Annotated in this window: 18 protein-coding genes; 7 read left to right on the forward strand and 11 right to left on the reverse strand. The window is 66.1% G+C overall.

From position 1 onward, the window contains the following. Window positions 1-3 precede the first annotated feature (3 nt). The 3 genes from ACFQZZ_RS22750 to ACFQZZ_RS22760 form a co-directional block, all read right to left on the reverse strand. The gene (locus tag ACFQZZ_RS22750) at window positions 4-645 is read right to left on the reverse strand and encodes a hypothetical protein (protein ID WP_378684236.1); all 642 of its coding nucleotides are present in this window, start codon (window positions 643-645) and stop codon (window positions 4-6) included. A 268-nt stretch (window positions 646-913) separates the two neighbouring features. Further along, window positions 914-2,449, reverse strand: coding sequence for a tRNA (N6-isopentenyl adenosine(37)-C2)-methylthiotransferase MiaB (miaB, locus tag ACFQZZ_RS22755; RefSeq protein ID WP_378685057.1), 1,536 nt, complete (start codon window positions 2,447-2,449; stop codon window positions 914-916). Window positions 2,450-2,725: 276 nt separating this feature from the next. Further along, entirely contained in the window at window positions 2,726-3,682 is a 957-nt protein-coding gene (locus ACFQZZ_RS22760; RefSeq protein WP_378684238.1) for a GlxA family transcriptional regulator, read from the reverse strand. A 119-nt stretch (window positions 3,683-3,801) separates the two neighbouring features. On the opposite strand from ACFQZZ_RS22760, the gene ACFQZZ_RS22765 reads away from it, so the two are divergent. The 6 genes from ACFQZZ_RS22765 to ACFQZZ_RS22790 all read left to right on the forward strand — a co-directional run bounded on the left by ACFQZZ_RS22765 (window position 3,802) and on the right by ACFQZZ_RS22790 (window position 8,317). Continuing rightward, on the forward strand, window positions 3,802-4,437 hold the full coding sequence (locus tag ACFQZZ_RS22765; protein WP_378684240.1) for an HD domain-containing protein: 636 nt from the start codon (window positions 3,802-3,804) through the stop codon (window positions 4,435-4,437). 178 nt (window positions 4,438-4,615) lie between these two features. Then, window positions 4,616-5,344, forward strand: a complete 729-nt coding sequence (locus ACFQZZ_RS22770; protein WP_378685060.1) for an amino acid ABC transporter ATP-binding protein — start codon at window positions 4,616-4,618, stop codon at window positions 5,342-5,344. A 47-nt stretch (window positions 5,345-5,391) separates the two neighbouring features. Further along, window positions 5,392-6,228 (forward strand): glutamate ABC transporter substrate-binding protein, encoded by an 837-nt coding sequence (locus tag ACFQZZ_RS22775; RefSeq protein WP_378684243.1) that lies wholly within the window; start codon window positions 5,392-5,394, stop codon window positions 6,226-6,228. A 90-nt stretch (window positions 6,229-6,318) separates the two neighbouring features. Further along, window positions 6,319-6,999 carry an amino acid ABC transporter permease gene (locus ACFQZZ_RS22780; RefSeq protein WP_378684246.1) on the forward strand — a complete coding sequence of 227 codons (681 nt, stop codon included), beginning with the start codon at window positions 6,319-6,321 and terminating at the stop codon, window positions 6,997-6,999. Next, on the forward strand, window positions 6,996-7,892 hold the full coding sequence (locus ACFQZZ_RS22785; RefSeq protein ID WP_378684249.1) for an amino acid ABC transporter permease: 897 nt from the start codon (window positions 6,996-6,998) through the stop codon (window positions 7,890-7,892). The genes ACFQZZ_RS22780 and ACFQZZ_RS22785 overlap by 4 nt, the downstream gene beginning before the upstream one ends. Beyond that, window positions 7,889-8,317 (forward strand): DUF1801 domain-containing protein, encoded by a 429-nt coding sequence (locus tag ACFQZZ_RS22790; RefSeq protein ID WP_378684252.1) that lies wholly within the window; start codon window positions 7,889-7,891, stop codon window positions 8,315-8,317. Before ACFQZZ_RS22785 ends, ACFQZZ_RS22790 begins: the two co-directional genes overlap by 4 nt. Before the next feature lie 111 nt (window positions 8,318-8,428). Here ACFQZZ_RS22790 and recX read toward each other — a convergent pair whose 3' ends face one another. From recX to ACFQZZ_RS22815, 5 genes are all read right to left on the reverse strand, one after another. Then, window positions 8,429-9,019 (reverse strand): recombination regulator RecX, encoded by a 591-nt coding sequence (gene recX, locus ACFQZZ_RS22795; RefSeq protein WP_378684255.1) that lies wholly within the window; start codon window positions 9,017-9,019, stop codon window positions 8,429-8,431. 346 nt (window positions 9,020-9,365) lie between these two features. Next, the gene (recA, locus tag ACFQZZ_RS22800) at window positions 9,366-10,412 is read right to left on the reverse strand and encodes a recombinase RecA (protein ID WP_378684258.1); all 1,047 of its coding nucleotides are present in this window, start codon (window positions 10,410-10,412) and stop codon (window positions 9,366-9,368) included. Between the two features lie 410 nt (window positions 10,413-10,822). Then, entirely contained in the window at window positions 10,823-11,272 is a 450-nt protein-coding gene (locus tag ACFQZZ_RS22805) for a nuclear transport factor 2 family protein (protein ID WP_378684261.1), read from the reverse strand. A 68-nt stretch (window positions 11,273-11,340) separates the two neighbouring features. After that, entirely contained in the window at window positions 11,341-12,228 is an 888-nt protein-coding gene (locus ACFQZZ_RS22810; protein ID WP_378684263.1) for a pyridoxamine 5'-phosphate oxidase family protein, read from the reverse strand. Window positions 12,229-12,250: 22 nt separating this feature from the next. Then, window positions 12,251-12,712, reverse strand: coding sequence for a VOC family protein (locus tag ACFQZZ_RS22815; protein WP_378684266.1), 462 nt, complete (start codon window positions 12,710-12,712; stop codon window positions 12,251-12,253). 155 nt (window positions 12,713-12,867) lie between these two features. Between ACFQZZ_RS22815 and ACFQZZ_RS22820 the strand changes: the two genes are divergently transcribed. Then, complete coding sequence (locus tag ACFQZZ_RS22820) at window positions 12,868-13,383, forward strand: CGNR zinc finger domain-containing protein (protein WP_378684268.1); 516 nt, start codon at window positions 12,868-12,870, stop codon at window positions 13,381-13,383. A gap of 2 nt (window positions 13,384-13,385) precedes the next feature. Here ACFQZZ_RS22820 and ACFQZZ_RS22825 read toward each other — a convergent pair whose 3' ends face one another. The 3 genes from ACFQZZ_RS22825 to ACFQZZ_RS22835 are packed head-to-tail and all read right to left on the reverse strand — an operon-like array spanning window position 13,386 to window position 16,126. Continuing rightward, a complete protein-coding gene (locus ACFQZZ_RS22825) occupies window positions 13,386-14,657 on the reverse strand; it encodes a phosphotransferase (protein WP_378684271.1) in 1,272 nt (423 codons plus the stop codon). A gap of 59 nt (window positions 14,658-14,716) precedes the next feature. Continuing rightward, on the reverse strand, window positions 14,717-14,911 hold the full coding sequence (locus tag ACFQZZ_RS22830) for a DUF3046 domain-containing protein (protein ID WP_378684274.1): 195 nt from the start codon (window positions 14,909-14,911) through the stop codon (window positions 14,717-14,719). 51 nt (window positions 14,912-14,962) lie between these two features. Beyond that, window positions 14,963-16,126: a glycosyltransferase gene (locus tag ACFQZZ_RS22835; RefSeq protein WP_378684277.1), complete on the reverse strand. Its 1,164-nt coding sequence runs from the start codon at window positions 16,124-16,126 to the stop codon at window positions 14,963-14,965. Window positions 16,127-16,258: the final 132 nt, after the last annotated feature.

The following is a 16,258-nucleotide window of genomic DNA, read 5'->3' on the forward strand; positions in this document are numbered from 1 at the left end:
AGATCAAATGCCGCGGCGGCGGCGCTCGCGTTCTTCGGCGGCGGCGGTGGCGATGCGGCGCTGCTCTTCCGCGGCCAATTGCAGTGCGGTGCGGCTCCATACGACGCGGACCCAGTGGAAGGTCAGCACGATGACGGCGAGTGCGCCGAGGATCAGGCCGATGCCGGGGCCGGCGCCGTAGTAGTTGGCGCCGCCGGGGCCGCCGACGCCGGGGGTTTGCCGGTGCCAGATGGCGAAGACGCCGAAGGCGCTCGCGATGGCGGACCCGGCGACCGCGATCCAGGCCAGTGCCCAGCGTCGGGTCATCAGGGCGAGCAGCGAGAAGCTGATACCGAAAACGACGACGAACCAGACGAAGATCCGTGACGGCAGACCGATGTGCTCGAAGCTTGCGGCTTCGGTGCCGAGCAATACGTCGAAGCCGCGGGCGGTGCCGGCGTGCGGCAGCACCAGCGACAGCAGCAGTACGAACACCGCGCCGGCGACAACCATCGCGCGGATGCCGGGGTCGATCTCACCGGCGACGCGGCGCTCGACGGCATCGAGATCGTCGCGGAATTGCTCGAAGTCTTTGCTGCTCTCGACCGAATTCACTGAGCCCTCGCTTCGTTCGGCGTCGTCATGGTCGGCACTGCCGGAGTCCACTGTGCCATCGCTATCTCCGGCACCGGCGGCCGACCCACTACGCGAGGTAGTATTTGCCGTCGAATCCGGACCGTGGGGGTTCGATTCCCCCTCAGCCGCAGGCGGATTCACACTGTCCTCGCTCCGACCGGACTCGGGTTCCACTCCCCCGTCTCCGCGCGTCACGTCACTGCCTTCGCCTGGCTCGCCGCTCATACCGTCGCCTCACTGACGCGCAGCTCCGGCATGCGCGATGCACGCTGGAACATGACTCCCGCACTTAGCCCGCTCATGCGTCGCAGCCGGTCGAGCAGCCTGCGGCGGCCGGTTCCGGTGCGGGTGCACCGATGCGGGGCAAGCCGAGGCCGACACCTATCGGTTCGGTCTTCGGGGTGATGCCGCGTTCGTGCGCGTCGCCCGCGCGGGTGCGGCGATGGGTGCGAACGGGTCCGTCGGCGATCAGGTAGTGCGGGGCGGCGCCGGTGATGTCGACGGTGATGACGTCACCGGGGCGAATCACGTCGGTGCTGCCGGGTTCCGTGACGGGCGGACGGAAGTGCACCAGTCGGCCGTCGCGGGCGCGGCCGCTCATGCGTGCGGTGGCGGCGTTCTTCTTGCCTGCACCCTCGGCGACCAGCAGCTCTACCTCGGTACCGATCAACTCACGGTTCGCCTCCAGGCAGACTGCCTCCTGCAGCGCGATCAGCCGTTCGTAGCGTTCCTGGACGACCTCTTTGGGAAGCTGGTCGGGCATGTCGGCGGCGGGCGTGCCGGGCCGCTTGGAGTACTGGAAGGTGTAGGCGCTGGTGAAACGGGCCTGGCGGACCACGTCCAGGGTTTCCTGGAAGTCTTCCTCGGTTTCGCCGGGGAAGCCGACGATGATGTCGGTCGTGATGGCCGCGTGCGGCATTGCGGCGCGGACCTTTTCGATGATGCCGAGGTAGCGCGCCTTGCGGTAGGAGCGGCGCATCGCCTTGAGCACTCGATCCGAGCCGGACTGCAGCGGCATGTGCAGCTGCGGGCAGATATTGGGCGTTTCCGCCATCGCCTCGATCACGTCGTCGGTGAACTCGGCCGGGTGTGGGGAAGTGAAGCGGACCCGCTCCAGTCCCTCGATCCGCCCGGCCGCACGCAGCAGCTTGGCGAACGCGCCGCGGTCGCGCTGCTCCTCCGGATCGGCGAAGGACGCGCCGTAGGAGTTCACGTTCTGTCCGAGCAGCGTCACTTCCAGCACGCCCTGGTCGACCAGCGCCTGTACCTCGGCGAGCACGTCACCGGGGCGGCGGTCGACCTCCTTGCCCCGCAATGACGGCACGATGCAGAAGGTGCAGGTGTTGTTGCAGCCGACCGAGATCGACACCCAGCCCGCATACGCGGACTCCCGCTTGGCCGGCAAGGTCGAGGGGAACGCTTCGAGCGACTCCAGGATTTCCACCTGCGCCTCGTTGTTGTGCCTGGCCCGCTCCAGCAGCACCGGCAGCGAGCCGATGTTGTGGGTGCCGATCACCACGTCGACCCAAGGAGCCTTACGGACCACGGTGTCGCGGTCTTTCTGAGCAAGGCAGCCGCCGACCGCGATCTGCATACCGGGCCGGTCGGCCTTGATCGAAGCCAAATGACCGAGGGTGCCGTACAGCTTGTTGTCGGCGTTCTCGCGGACCGCGCAGGTATTCAAGACGACCAGGTCAGCCGTCGCCCCCGGCGCGGCCTGCACGTATCCCGCATCCTCGAGCAGGCCAGACAAACGCTCGGAATCGTGCACGTTCATCTGGCAGCCGAAGGTGCGGACCTCGTAACTGCGAACTGCTCCCTCTACCTGGCCCATCGAATTCACCTGTCCAGGGTAAGGCCGTCGGTATCCGCGCCGTTCAGCGCATAGGTATGCGGTTGCCTCGCCTCCGCCCGGTCCCCAACGAGCCAACCGCCCTAACACCCCCCGCGCCAGCTGCACACCCCGTACACGGGGTATGCGGGGCTACGAAACAAGGTGTGCTGTCTATCGGGCCGCACCGCGCAGCGTGGTGCGGCCCTCGGTAGGCACACGGGTTGGACCGGGTGCCCGCATGGGGTGGTGCGGGAACGGCATCGTCCACTGCGGCGATCAGGCAGTGGTGCGAAAGCGGGCGCGGTATGCCGAAGGGGTGATGCCGAGTCGCCGTCCGAATGCCCGGCGGAGCGACTCGTCGCTGCCGAAGCCGCTACGCGAGGCTGCGTCGGTGACCGTCGCGCCTTCCGCAAGCAGGGCTTGGGCTGCCTCGACGCGCACGGACTCGACGTAGACGGCGGGTGTCGCGCCGAGTTGGTCGTGGAACAGGCGGGTCAGGTGTCGGACGCTCAGGCCCGACCGTGCGGCAAGTGCTGGTACCGAATGATCGGCCGACGCGTCGGCGGCGATGCCGTCCACGACCGCCCGCAGCGGATCATGGCGGACCGGCGGGACGCGTAGCGATGCGGAGAATTGCGACTGTCCTCCCGGTCGCTGCATGAAGACCACCAGATCGCGAGCCACCTCGCGTGCCAGGGCCGCGCCGGCATCCTCCTCGACCATTGCCAGCGCGAGGTCGATGCCGGCGGTCACGCCTGCGGAGGTGAGCAGATGTCCGTCGCGGACGTGGATAGCATCCGGCTCGACGCGGACGGCGGGATAGCGGCGATCCAGCGCGGCGGCGTGTCGCCAATGTGTGGTTGCCCGGCGGCCGTCCAGCAAGCCCGCTTCGGCCAGGGCGAACGCGCCGGTGCACACCGAGGCAACCCGGCGGACCCGCGGGGCCAGCTCGGCAACAGAGGTGAGCAGACTGCCGGGGATTCGATCGCGCGGGAGATCCGCGGAGCCGGGGACAACGACGGTGTCGACCGGGACGGCGGTGTCGATCCGGCCGTCGACGGCCAGCCGACCCGTCGCGGTCGTCACGTCCGCGCCGTCGGCGGAGCAGACCGACCAGCGATATGCCGCGCCGAGGTCACGCGCCGTCGCGAACACCTCGAGCGGGCCGGTGATATCGAGCTGTCGCACGCCGTCGTAGGCCAGGAAGACGATGTGGCGAAGCTCGCGGGACATGCCTCGAGCCTATCCCGCGAGCATGGCCGAATCCGAGGGATATCTGTCCATACGGACATGGCCTCGATCCTTGCGCGCAACAAGACTCGATGACGAGAAAACCGACACGAGGAGCCCCCATGAGCCACATCGCCGACATCGTGATCCCCGACAGCCGCCTGGCCGCCGCCGCGACCGAACTCGTTCGCGACGCCACCGGCGATCTGCTGTTCGACCACTCCCGTCGCGTCTATCTGTTCGGCGCATGGCAGGGCGCTCGCCGCGGTCTCGACTTCGATCCGGAACTGCTCTACATCGGTGCGATGTTCCACGACCTGGGGCTGACCGACGAATACCGCACCGCCGACCGCAGATTCGAGATCGACGGCGCCGAGCAGGCCGCAGCGTTCCTACACGCACACGGCATCCCAGAGGAGTCGGTGCGGCTGGTATGGGATGCCATTGCGCTACACACCACGCCGGAAATCCCGCACTGGATGCGGCCGGAGATCGCGTTGGTCACCGCGGGCGTGGAGCTCGATGTCCTCGGGATCGGCTACGGCGACCTGCCCGCCGACATCCGTGAGGCCATCATCGCCGCGCACCCGCGCCCGGACTTCAAGAAGCGGATCCTCGCCGCGTTCACTCACGGCATCGCGGATCGGCCGCAGACCACCTTCGGGAACGTCAAAGCCGACGTGCTTGCCCGCTTCGTGCCCGGCTTCGAGCGGACCGATTTCGTGGATGTGATCGAGGAGTCGAACTGGCCCGAGTAAGACCGGCCGGAGGTTACAGGCACGTGTCGCTTCGGCGTGGCGGGGCGGTGTGTCGCGGAAACCCGGGCAAATTCGTATTTTCCGCTTAAGGTCTTGATCCATGACCGACGCCGCTGCCGCGCCCGACACGACCGGGGCCGCCACGACCGGGGATGAGAGCGCCACCACCAGTGCGCCGATGATCTCGATGCGCAATGTGGATAAACACTTTGGTGAGCTCCACGTGCTGCGGGATGTCAACCTCGAAGTTCCCAAGGGACAGGTCGTCATTGTTCTCGGCCCTTCGGGGTCCGGGAAATCGACGCTGTGCCGCACCATCAACCGACTGGAGCCGATCGACTCCGGCGACATCGCCATCGACGGTGTGCCGCTGCCCGCCGAGGGCCGCGCACTCGCCGCGCTGCGTGCCGATGTCGGAATGGTGTTCCAATCCTTCAATTTGTTCGCGCACAAGACGATCGTCGAGAACGTCATGCTCGCGCCGCTGAAGGTCCGCAAGATTGCCAAGAACGACGCGCGCAGCCGAGCGATGGAACTGCTCGAACGCGTAGGCATCGCCAACCAGGCCGACAAGTACCCGGCGCAGTTGTCGGGTGGTCAGCAGCAACGCGTCGCGATCGCCCGCGCCCTGGCAATGAGCCCTAAGGTGATGCTGTTCGACGAGCCGACCTCAGCACTGGACCCGGAAATGGTCCAGGAGGTGCTCGACGTGATGGTGTCGCTGGCCAAGGAAGGGATGACCATGCTGGTGGTCACCCACGAAATGGGTTTCGCTCGTCGCGCCGGCAACCGGGTGTTGTTCATGGCCGACGGACAGGTGGTCGAGGATGCCGAGCCGGAGGCATTCTTCACCGCGCCGAAATCCGAGCGCGCCAAGGACTTTCTCGGAAAAATATTGAGCCACTGACCATCTGACAATCACGGCCATCGAAACCATATGAGGGAAGGAACTCGATGAGGATCAACCGTGCGCTTCGAATCGGTGTCGGGGCGATCGCCCTGGCGCTGACCGCCGCGACCGCAACCGCTTGTGGCGGAGGCGACAGCAAGACCGCCCTGGACAACGCCAAGGACGGCAAACTCACCATCGGTATCAAGTTCGACCAGCCGGGTCTCGGCCTGCGCAACAAGGACGGCTCCTACGGCGGGTTCGATGTCGAGGTCGCCAAATATGTGGCGGGCAAGCTCGGCGTCAAGCCCGAGGGCATCACCTTCAAGGAAGCTCCTTCCGCACAGCGCGAGACGCTCATCGAGAACGGGCAGGTCGACTACATCATCGCGACCTACTCGATCACCGATAAGCGCAAGGAAAAGGTCGACTTCGCCGGTCCGTACTACGTCGCCGGTCAGTCGCTGCTGGTGCGCGCGGACAACACCGACATCACCGGCCCCGACAGCCTGAAGGGCAAGAAGGTCTGCTCGGTCAAAGGCTCAACCCCGGCCGGCAATATCGAGAAGAACTTCCCGGACACTCAGCTGCAGACCAACGACACCTACTCGCTGTGCCTCGAGGGGCTCAAGGGCGGGTCCTGGGACGCGGTGACCACCGACGACATCATCCTGGCCGGCTACGCCGCGCAGAGTGCGGGCACCTTCAAGGTGGTCGGCAAGCCGTTCACCACGGAGAACTACGGCATCGGTCTCAAGAAGGGCGACAAGGAACTCCGCGACAAGGTCAACGACGCGATCGAGGCGATGATCGCCGACGGTTCCTGGAAGAAGGCATTCGACGAGACGGTCGGTGTGTCCGGATACCAGGCGCCGACGCCGCCGACGGTCAACCGGTACTGAGTTTCTTCGCGCGGATGGCCCGGGCCTGCCGGACCGGGCCATCTGTTGTTCCCCTGTTGAATCCACACCGATCGGAGGGACGCGTCCGCCGTGTTCGACCTGATCTCGAGGTACGACGACCAAATCCTCAAGGCCTTCTGGGTAACCATCCAGCTGACCGTGGTGTCCGGTCTGGCTGCGCTGGTTATCGGCACCATCGTCGCCGGGCTGCGCGTGTCCCCCGTACCTGTTGCCCGCGCGGTCGGTACCGCCTACGTCACCATCTTCCGTAACACCCCGTTGACCCTGATCATTGTGTTCTGCTCGCTCGGTCTCTACACGACCATGGGCTGGCGACTCGCCCCCGAAGGCCCGAATTCGGTGGCGCAGAACAACTTCCGATTCGCGATTGTCGGGCTCAGCATCTACACCGCGGCTTTCGTCTGCGAATCGCTGCGCTCGGGCATCAACACGGTGCCGCTCGGCCAGTCCGAGGCGGGTCGCTCGCTGGGCTTCAGCTTCGCGCAGAATCTGCGACTCGTAGTGCTGCCGCAGGCATTTCGCGCGGTCATCGCCCCACTCGGCAGCGTGTTCATCGCGCTGACCAAGAACTCCACGATCGCCTCGGCGATCGGCGTCGCCGAGGCCGCCCACCTGATGGCAGGCATGGTCGAATCCGAAGCCGTGCCGCTGGCCATCGGCGCGATCTTCGCGCTCGGCTTCGTAATCCTGACTCTGCCGATGGGCCTGCTGTTCGGCTGGCTCGCCAAACGATACGAGGTTGCCCGATGAGCGCCGGTGCTTCGGTCCTTTTCGATGCGCCGGGCACCCGCGCGCGTATCCGGTACAACATCTACTCGGTGCTGGTCGTCGTCGCTGTCGGCGCTGTGCTCTGGTATCTGTACAGCGGCTTCGCCGACAAGGGTCAGTTCACCGCGGAGAAGTGGAAGCCCTTCCTGGAGAAGGACGTCTGGACCACCTACCTGCTGCCCGGCTTGAAGGGCACCATCGTCGCGGCACTGATGTCGATCGTGTTCGCGCTGGTGATCGGCATGATCTTCGGCATACTGCGGCTGTCGGAACATCGGGTGGTGCGATGGATCGCGGGCGCGGTCGTCGAACTCGCCAGGGCGATTCCCGTGCTGATCCTGATGATCTTCCTGTTCTCGGTCTTCTCCGATTACAAGCTGTTCAAGGTGGACCAGCTCGCCTTGGCCGCGGTGGTCACCGCGCTGACGATCTACAACGGTTCGGTCATCGCCGAGATCGTCAGGGCCGGCATCCGGTCGCTGCCGAAAGGGCAGACCGAGGCCGCGGTCGCGCTGGGTCTGCGCAAGGGCCAGCTGATGCGGCTGATTCTGCTGCCGCAGGCGATCACCGCCATGCTGCCCGCGCTGATCTCGCAAATGGTTGTCGCGTTGAAGGACTCGGCGCTGGGCTACCAGATCACCTACGTCGAAATCGTGCGGTCGGGGCAGCAACTCGGTGCTGCCGAACAGAACACGATTCCCTCGCTGATGGTCATCGCGATCGTCATGATCGCACTCAACAGCGCACTGACGCTGGTGGCGACCAAGGTGGAGAAGCGGCTGCGCGGGCGCAAGAAGAAGGGTGGCGCCGTGCTGGCGGCCGACTCGATCATCACCGACGCCGCGCCCGGCGTGGACATTACAAAGAAGCCGTGAGTCTCGATTCGACGGCGCTCGACGACTACCTGGCCCGAACCGGGGCCAGGGAGCCGGAGTTGCGGGCGCTCGATGCGGTAGTCCGCTCGAGCGCACCGTCATTCGAGCCGGTGCTTACCGAGGGCATGGGCACATCACTGCTCGGGTATGGCCTGATGCCGTACCAGACCAAGAGCATGAAAGAGCCGTCCGAGTGGCCGGTCGTGGCGTTGGCGGCGCGGAAGAACTATGTCTCGCTGTACATTTCGGCGGTGCAGGACGGTGAGTATGTCGCCGTGCGGTACGCCGACCGGCTCGGGAAGGTCGATGTCGGCAAGTCGTGCATCCGGTTCAAGCGTCTCGACGATCTGAATCTCGATACGGTGCGCGAGATTTTGGCTGACTTGGAAAGGCGCTCGCTCGCGGGTGAGAAGCTGTACGGCTGAGAGCGGTCTTCCGGTTGGGACAGCCAAGCTCAGAGACTTCTCTCCATGCAATCCGTACCTCTAGCACCCGTAGCGGGCGCGATCCTGAGAGGGTGCGTATTCGGCGGCAACCTAGTCGATCGAGTCGGGGAGGTCTTCGGTGTCGGCAGCTGTGCCGTGGCTGGATAGCTCCGCTTTCACCACCTGGTAGGCGGTGGACTGGTTGTAGCCGCGGCGGGCGAGCATGCCGACTAGGCGGCGGATTATTTTGTCGCGGTCCAGGTTTGCAGGCATCGAGCGGAGTTTGCGACGGACCAGGTCGGTGGCGCGGGATTCTTCGTCGTCCGCGGTGATGGCATCCAGGGCGGGGGCGGCGTCGGATTGGGCGACGCCCTTGCGTCGGAGTTCTTGGGCCAGTGCCTGTTTGCCCTTACCGGAGAAGGTGTGCCGGGCGTGGACCCACTCTTCGGCGAAGGCGGCGTCGTTGATGAGGCCTACTTCCACGAGACGGTCCAGGGCGGTCTCGGTCACCTCGGGGGTGAAACCCTTGGCCGCCAAGCGCCGTGCGAGTTCGGCGCGGCTGCGGGCGCGGACGGCGAGCAGGCGCAGACATGCGTCCTTCGCCTGCTCGACCGTCCCGCCCGGCAGGGTGGGTTCCGACGAGGACCGGTGCGCACCGGCCTGTTTCGGCTCCGATCGACCCCGCTCGGATCCGGCCGCCACCGGATCCGTCTCCCATCGGCTTCCCGAACGATCAGAATCGCCCGATGGGGTGGTTTTCGCACGCCGACGCCTCGACGTGGACCCGGTCGAGCGCGCCCGCTGCGGTTCGAGCGCGCCCGACCAGCTTCCTCCCATGTCCGGATCGGCCGAACCACCTTCAGCCGACCGGAACCGTCCGAATCCGGACTCGTGCGGTCGCGATCCAGTGTTGACCGGATCAGCGGAACGGCCGGAAGCGGACAGGAGTTCATGTAGCCGACGCCGCGTTTCGTTCACCGGGTCGGGCCGCGCCTCATCGGGCGCGGCCGGACCGGAACGTTGCGGTGCGCGTCGGCCGTTCATCGGATCAGAAATCGGCGGGCACCTCGGCGACCGCATCGGCCGCGGTCACATCGGCACCGATGCCCAGCTTTTCCTTGATCTTCTTCTCGATCTCGTCGCGGATGTCGGTGTTCTCCAACAGGAACTTGCGGGCGTTCTCCTTGCCCTGCCCCAGCTGGTCACCGTCGTAGGTGTACCAGGAGCCGGACTTGCGGACGAAGCCGTGCTCGACACCCATATCGATGAGCGAGCCTTCCTTGCTGATGCCGAAGCCGTACAGGATGTCGAACTCGGCCTGCTTGAACGGTGGCGACACCTTGTTCTTGACCACCTTGACGCGGGTGCGGTTACCCACGGCGTCACTACCGTCCTTGAGCGTCTCGATGCGGCGCACGTCCAGGCGCACCGAGGCATAGAACTTCAGCGCCTTACCACCCGTGGTGGTTTCGGGGGAACCGAACATCACGCCGATCTTCTCGCGCAGCTGGTTGATGAAGATCGCGGTGGTACCGGTGTTGCTCATTGCACCGGTCATCTTGCGCAGCGCCTGGCTCATCAGACGGGCCTGCAGACCGACGTGGCTGTCGCCCATCTCGCCCTCGATTTCGGCGCGCGGCACCAGCGCGGCCACCGAGTCGATGACGATGATGTCCAGCGCGCCGGAGCGGATCAGCATGTCGGCGATTTCCAGGGCCTGCTCACCGGTGTCCGGCTGCGAGACGAGCAGGGCGTCGGTGTCGACACCGAGCTTGCGAGCGTACTCGGGATCGAGGGCGTGCTCGGCGTCGATGAACGCGGCGACACCGCCCGCGGCCTGCGCGTTGGCCACCGCGTGCAGCGCGACGGTCGTCTTACCCGAGGATTCCGGGCCGTAGATCTCCACCACGCGGCCGCGCGGCAGACCTCCGATACCGAGGGCCACGTCCAGCGCGATGGAACCGGTCGGAATCACCGAGATGGGCTGGCGAGCCTCCTCGCCGAGACGCATGACCGCGCCCTTGCCGAAGCTCTTCTCCACCTGAGCCAACGCCATCTCGAGCGCCTTGTCGCGGTCATACGCCTGTGGTGCCATGTCCTGATCCCCTTTTCGACGGGTAAGTCTTCGTTCTTGGTTGGCGCCCACATTAGAGGGCGGCACCGACAAGTTCTGGGGCCCACATTAGACGAACAGATGTTCGAGTCAAGCGACGCGCCCGGCAACACGCATACCGGCTTACCCCACCCCTGGCAACCGACCCGTTAAGCGAGGTCACGCCGCACCGGGTCCGCGGCGATGCCATCACCGCACCAGCGAAATCCGGTCACTGTCCAGCAGTGTCTGCACCTACTCGAAGACCCACAGCGCCGCCCGCACGGCAGACCATGCCGATCACACGGCCGTCACCGCGCAAACATCCGCATTCGACGGCACCGCTGAATCCGCGGGCTGTGCGGCGGTACCCAGCTCACGGTTCGCGCGCACAGTGCGACATCCGGCACCGGTCACTGCTGAGGCTGGACCGAATTGTCGCCCTCTTCCCGTGGGCCGAAGATGCGGCGGGCGGATTCGGCAATGCGGACGTCGTTGATGCTGGCCTCACGGCGCGACATCAGGCCTTCGGGGGTGAACTCCCATTGTTCGTTGCCGTAGCTGCGCCACCATTGGCCGGACTCGTCGTGCCACTCGTACTGGAAGCGGACCGCGATGTGGTTGCCCTCGAAGGCCCAGAGATCTTTGCGCAGCGCATAGCCGTTCTCGGTGGACCACTTTCGGGTGAGAAAGTCCACGATGGCCGCGCGACCGGTGAAGAACTCGTCGCGGTTGCGCCACACCGAATCTTCGGTGTAGGCGGCCGCGACGCGCTCTGGATCGCGAGTGTTCCACGCATTTTCGGCGGCGCGGACCTTCACTTCGGCAGATTCACGATCGAAAGGAGGTAGTGGAGGTCGCACGACGACTTCTTTCTTTTGCGTGGAGATTCGGACAGTCCGGGCAGACCTGCGCGGCAATGAGTCACGGGTCAGGGATTGACGGGGGAATGTTCGGCGGGACCCCATCGGAGCGGGACCGCGGCATGCATTTCGACGACTTCGGTGATGGTGAAATCGATGGAGCACTGGGCGCCGGTGACGAAAGTATCCGATTCCCAATTGAGTTCGGCGGTGCCGGTGAGTTGGAGAGTGCTGCCGGTGACCCAATCTGGGACCAGGATTCCGCAGCGCGGATTCACCTCGATGTTGCCGAGCGTCATGAACATCGAGTTGCCCCGGTAGTCCGGCCAGCGCAGCTGCGTCGGCGAAAGGACCTGCAGGAAACCGGGATTGCCGCCGCGGTGGGAGGCGTCGGCATTGCTGTCGAGGTCCGCCGTGGCGAGGAAGAACGTATCGGCTGCGGCGATGACGTCCTGCTGCCGTGCGTCGAGTTCGGCGCCTCGGCGCGGAGCCGAGGGTGCGACATCGGGGCGGTAGGACTCGATCTGCCTGCGGGAGATGTACTTCGGACAGTTCGAATACACCTGGTCGGTAGCGATCCGCAGTCCACCGTCGTCCGGAGTTGCGGTGCCGTTGACCCGCATCCGCCGTCGGCGCTGCGGCTGCAAGGCGATCAGGCCGATCCGGGCCGGGCGAGCGAGCGCGTCGCGCAGCGGATCGCCGGGGATGGGTCGCGCGTCGACGGCGAGCGTCACGTCGTCGACGGCATGCACGAAACCGGGCGGGCCTGACAGTTCACCGGCCCACAGCCGCCCAGCGTCGTCGGCGGCCGCGATCACCACCACCGGCTGCTCGGCGAGGAAGGACGCGGCGACCGCCGGAATGTCACCACGGATCATCCGTCCGACACGCTCAGCGATGTGGCCCTGCCCCATGCGCTGCTGGACGGCCAACTCGCCGGAATGAAAGGTGCCCATCGCAATTCACCCACAATCGAGGTCAGAAGAATCCACACGTCGGGGCGGCGCCGGTGGGTGCTGGTGCGGATTCGGCGCCGGTCGGGGCGTAGACCTCGAGGCGGATGCCGTCGGGGTCCGCGAAGAAGATTCCGCCGGAGGCCACTCCCTCACCGTGCGCGACCACGCCCTCGTGGGCGAAGTTCACCGCGAGTTCGCGCAGCACCGCCTCGACCGACCGAACCTGCTCGATGGTGTCGACCTGGAACGAGAGGTGATGCAGGCCAGGCGTTTCGGTGGAGAACGCGCCGTCGGACTGCTCCCATAAGGTCACCATGAGCTTGCCGTCCGCACCCAGGAACGCCCACCGCCGGTTGTCGTCGGTGCTGGCCGCGAGTTGTTCGAAACCGAGCGCACGCTGATAGAAGTCCACCGATCGGTCCAGGTCGGAAACGTTGAGCCCGATGTGCCCGGTGGCCAGCTGGGGTCGGATTGCGGTAGTCATCGTGGTCCTTCCGGAAATGTTCAACCATCATTTCTTGTTTTAATGGTTAGAAGATAGCGGCGCGGAGCACGCCGCGTCAACCCATAAAATGGACTTATCCGGTTAGAACGGCGGTGGTTGTCTTGGCAACACAAGGGAGCCCGTTACCCTCAGTCATGCTCGATCCACGCCCCCACCTCGGTGAGCCGCTGGCACTCGACCTGCTGAACACGAGGTGGATCGAGGACGGACCTCAGGACCTGCTGACCGATGTGGCAGGCCTGGACGTCTGGCTGAACTCGGCAGGCCTGGCCGAGCGTACGACCTCCGACGAACGGATGCTCGAAGCGGTACTCGCCGCGCGCTCCGCCATCTACGACGTGGTGAAACACACCACGATCTCCGGGCTCAACGATGTGCTCGAGCACGGCCGCATGCGGCGCACTCTCACCGCCGACGGACCCGCCGACATAGAAGACGTGGCGGATCCGGCTTGGCTGCCCGCCTGGTTGGCCGCCGACAACCTGCTGCGCCTGCTCGCCGAAACCCCCGGCCGCATCCGCCAGTGCGCCCACCCCGACTGCGTGCTCTTCTTCTACGACACCTCGAAAAACGGCACCCGCCGCTGGCATTCGATGGCGACCTGCGGCAACCGCGCCAAAGCTGCGCGCCACTACGCGAAAAAGGTGTGAGGTCAGAAGAGTTCGTCGAGCAGCCGGTAGTAGTCCAGTCGCCGCCGATCGGGCTCGGTCAGCTCGTAGGCAGTGAAGAACGCGCGGACCTCCTCGTCGCCGAAATCCTCCCGTAGATCGCGTTCGGCCAGCGCCAGATCGCGGTACCGGTCCGCCACACCCAGGCTGCCGACATCGATCAGAATGCCGCCCTCGAGCACGTTGGACGGCGTGAAGTCACCGTGAGCGACCACCAGGTCCTGCTCGTCGGGGCGTTCCGCGTGGAGTCGGTCCAGTACCTGCTGTGGGTCCAGATGCCCGTGGTCGTCATCGAAGTCCTCGGGATCGATCAAACCCTCGAGCACTCGACGGCGGGCCTGCGCCAACATGACATCGAGTCGACCGTCGAACGGGCAGTCGGCAATGGGGATGCTGTGCAGGCTACGCAGCAGCACACCCATGATCGCCCCCACGGTCTCACCGGTGGCCGCCACGTTGGCCGCGGCAGGACGGTCGGCCGCAGGATTGCCGCCGGGTGCCGTATTGCTTTCGGCCGCAACACCTTCGGCCGCGATACGGCTATCGTCCTCCGCGCGCGATGCCAGACTCGGCACGCCCGCGTCGGCGAGGGCCAGTACATCACCGTCGAATGCGGCCACGTCCGGTAGCCGGATCCCGTAGCCGCGCAACCAGTTCAGGCGGACGTGCTCCGCTGCCGCTTTGGGACCGCGCTTCACCCAATACGCGCCGTTGACGAATGAGACTCCGCCGCTCAAACCTTCGTGATCGTCCGACCAGACCGGTGTATCACCGAGCAGTGTGGCCACCGCCGGAGGTAGCGCAATGGGCAGGTCGTCCAGGGCGTTCAAAGTCGCACGGGTCGACTCGACCAACTCGGAATCGGCCTCCGCGCTGCGCAACATCAACGCCTCGGCCAACAGTTTGCGGGCTTCATCCAGCCGGTTCTGCTCGGCGAGCGCTTTGCCCAGATGCTGCAGCGCGAAAGACAGTACCTCCGGCACGTCGGTTCGGGCCAGATCCAGCGCGCGCAGGTAGAGGATTTCGGCGATCACGGCGTCACCTTGATATCGGTAGACGTCGCCGAGATTGATCAACACCGCGACTCGCCGTCGCTCGGTGTCGGCCAGTTCCAGGGCACGGTCGAGATGGTCGAGTGCGTCCTCGTGGCGCCCGAGCAGCAGCAGGTCGATCCCGGTCTGCTGCCATTCGACGTAGCCGGTGGGCCTGGCCGCCGCCACCCGCGCGGCCAAGTGCTCACGATCAGTGGGAACCATGCGCAATCGCCTATCGAAACGGTATACGGCGGCCTCACTCGGGCCGCGCACATCGCCGGTCACCAGCGGCCGCGCGGCACATCGAAGTCCGCACATAGCGCCCGCCACACATCCCGTGGATCAACCCCCGCATCGATGGCGGCGGAACCGGTCCTGCCACCCAGTGACGGGATCACATGATCGGTCAGCAGGGCATCACCACGGGCCACACCGAACTCGGTGTGCAACAGCTCCTGGAACTCAGTCAACCGCACCGTGTTCAAGATACTCGCGCCGTCCGACCCAGCCCGCTCCGGATACAGGTCCTATTGGGCTCGCACGTTGTCGAGTACCTCGCGGCAGAGATCGATCGGGTCGGCGACGGCGACAACGCCGGACGCCGCGGATCGGGCCGCTGTGGTGTAGGCGGGGGTGTGCAGCAGATCGAGGACTGCCGCGCGGACGGCTTCGGCGGTCAGTGGGCGGACCAGGATCGAACTGCCTTGACGGACGGCGCGATTGGCCAGTTCCCACTGGTCGCCACCGCCCGGGACCGTGACGATCGGGACGCCCGCGAGCAGGGATTTGGCCAGCAGGCCGTGGCCGCCGCCGCCCACGACGGCGGCAGCGTGGGTGAGCAGTTCGTCTTGGCGGCCAAGGCCCGCGATCGCCCATGGCGGCAGGTCGGTGGGCGGGGTATCCAGCATGGAAATCGCCACGCGGACGCCAGCGCCGTCGAGCGCCTCCAGCACGGTCTCGACCATGCCCGTGACCCCGGTGTGCGCGGTCGAGGGGGCGACCATGACCAGCGGTTCGTCACCGGGCGGCGGTTCGAGGATCTCGCTGGTCGGCTCCCACAGCAACGGGCCGACAACGTGGGTGCGCTCCGGCCAGTCCGGGCGCGGCACCTCGAGTGCGGGCAGCGTGGCGATCAGACGCGCGACCGGGCCCGGATCCGTCGCGGGCAGCCCCACACTCTCGCGGGCCTGCTCGCGCTGTCGCTGACCGTTGCGAATATCGCGTGCGGTCATGGTGCGCAGCAGTCCGTCGCGCAACCTGCCGCACACGCCCTCCCCCGGTGCGAGTCCACTCCCGATCGGCGGCAATGCTTTCGACGGCAGGTACAGCGGATGTGGGGACAGCTCGACCCACGGCACACCCAGCCGCTCGGCGGCCATGCCGCCGCCCGCGGTGAGCACATCCGACACCACAAGCTCGGGCAGCATCGCACTCATGTCGGGCAGGATCTCCGTCGAAATGTGCGCGGCTCGTTCATGAATCCGCTGCCCGGCGTCGCCGTCGTCATCGGCGGCCCGCGGTGCGAGCCCCTTGAGCCGGCGCACGGGAATGCCCGCCTCTCGAGCGACATCGAACCACCGTGGCCCGGTGAACAGCACGGGCTCGTCGCCGGCCGCCAGGAATCGCTCGCACAGCGCCAACGCCGGGAAAGCATGCCCTGGATCCGGCCCCGCTACTACGGCAACACGCATTCGCTCAGCCTGCCACACCATCGATCGCGTCGAGGGAACCTGTCGTGCTGATGTTCACGCAGTGGTCGATTGCTGGACGCCGCACGGGGACGAAATCGCCCCCATAATGGTCTAGACCAATAAGGCCCCCTA

It is taken from the genome of Nocardia sp. GCM10030253 (assembly GCF_042675075.1).
Taxonomy (GTDB): domain Bacteria; phylum Actinomycetota; class Actinomycetes; order Mycobacteriales; family Mycobacteriaceae; genus Nocardia.

Bases quoted from the DNA above. Each gene is read 5' to 3' on its own strand.
- miaB (WP_378685057.1), bottom strand. From the start codon at position 2,449: ATGGGCCAGGTAGAGGGAGCAGTTCGCAGTTACGAGGTCCGCACCTTC.
- ACFQZZ_RS22760 (WP_378684238.1), bottom strand. From the start codon at position 3,682: ATGTCCCGCGAGCTTCGCCACATCGTCTTCCTGGCCTACGACGGCGTG.
- ACFQZZ_RS22765 (WP_378684240.1), top strand. From the start codon at position 3,802: ATGAGCCACATCGCCGACATCGTGATCCCCGACAGCCGCCTGGCCGCC.
- ACFQZZ_RS22770 (WP_378685060.1), top strand. From the start codon at position 4,616: ATGATCTCGATGCGCAATGTGGATAAACACTTTGGTGAGCTCCACGTG.
- ACFQZZ_RS22775 (WP_378684243.1), top strand. From the start codon at position 5,392: ATGAGGATCAACCGTGCGCTTCGAATCGGTGTCGGGGCGATCGCCCTG.
- ACFQZZ_RS22785 (WP_378684249.1), top strand. From the start codon at position 6,996: ATGAGCGCCGGTGCTTCGGTCCTTTTCGATGCGCCGGGCACCCGCGCG.
- recA (WP_378684258.1), bottom strand. From the start codon at position 10,412: ATGGCACCACAGGCGTATGACCGCGACAAGGCGCTCGAGATGGCGTTG.
- ACFQZZ_RS22810 (WP_378684263.1), bottom strand. From the start codon at position 12,228: ATGGGCACCTTTCATTCCGGCGAGTTGGCCGTCCAGCAGCGCATGGGG.
- ACFQZZ_RS22815 (WP_378684266.1), bottom strand. From the start codon at position 12,712: ATGACTACCGCAATCCGACCCCAGCTGGCCACCGGGCACATCGGGCTC.
- ACFQZZ_RS22820 (WP_378684268.1), top strand. From the start codon at position 12,868: ATGCTCGATCCACGCCCCCACCTCGGTGAGCCGCTGGCACTCGACCTG.
- ACFQZZ_RS22825 (WP_378684271.1), bottom strand. From the start codon at position 14,657: ATGGTTCCCACTGATCGTGAGCACTTGGCCGCGCGGGTGGCGGCGGCC.
- ACFQZZ_RS22835 (WP_378684277.1), bottom strand. From the start codon at position 16,126: ATGCGTGTTGCCGTAGTAGCGGGGCCGGATCCAGGGCATGCTTTCCCG.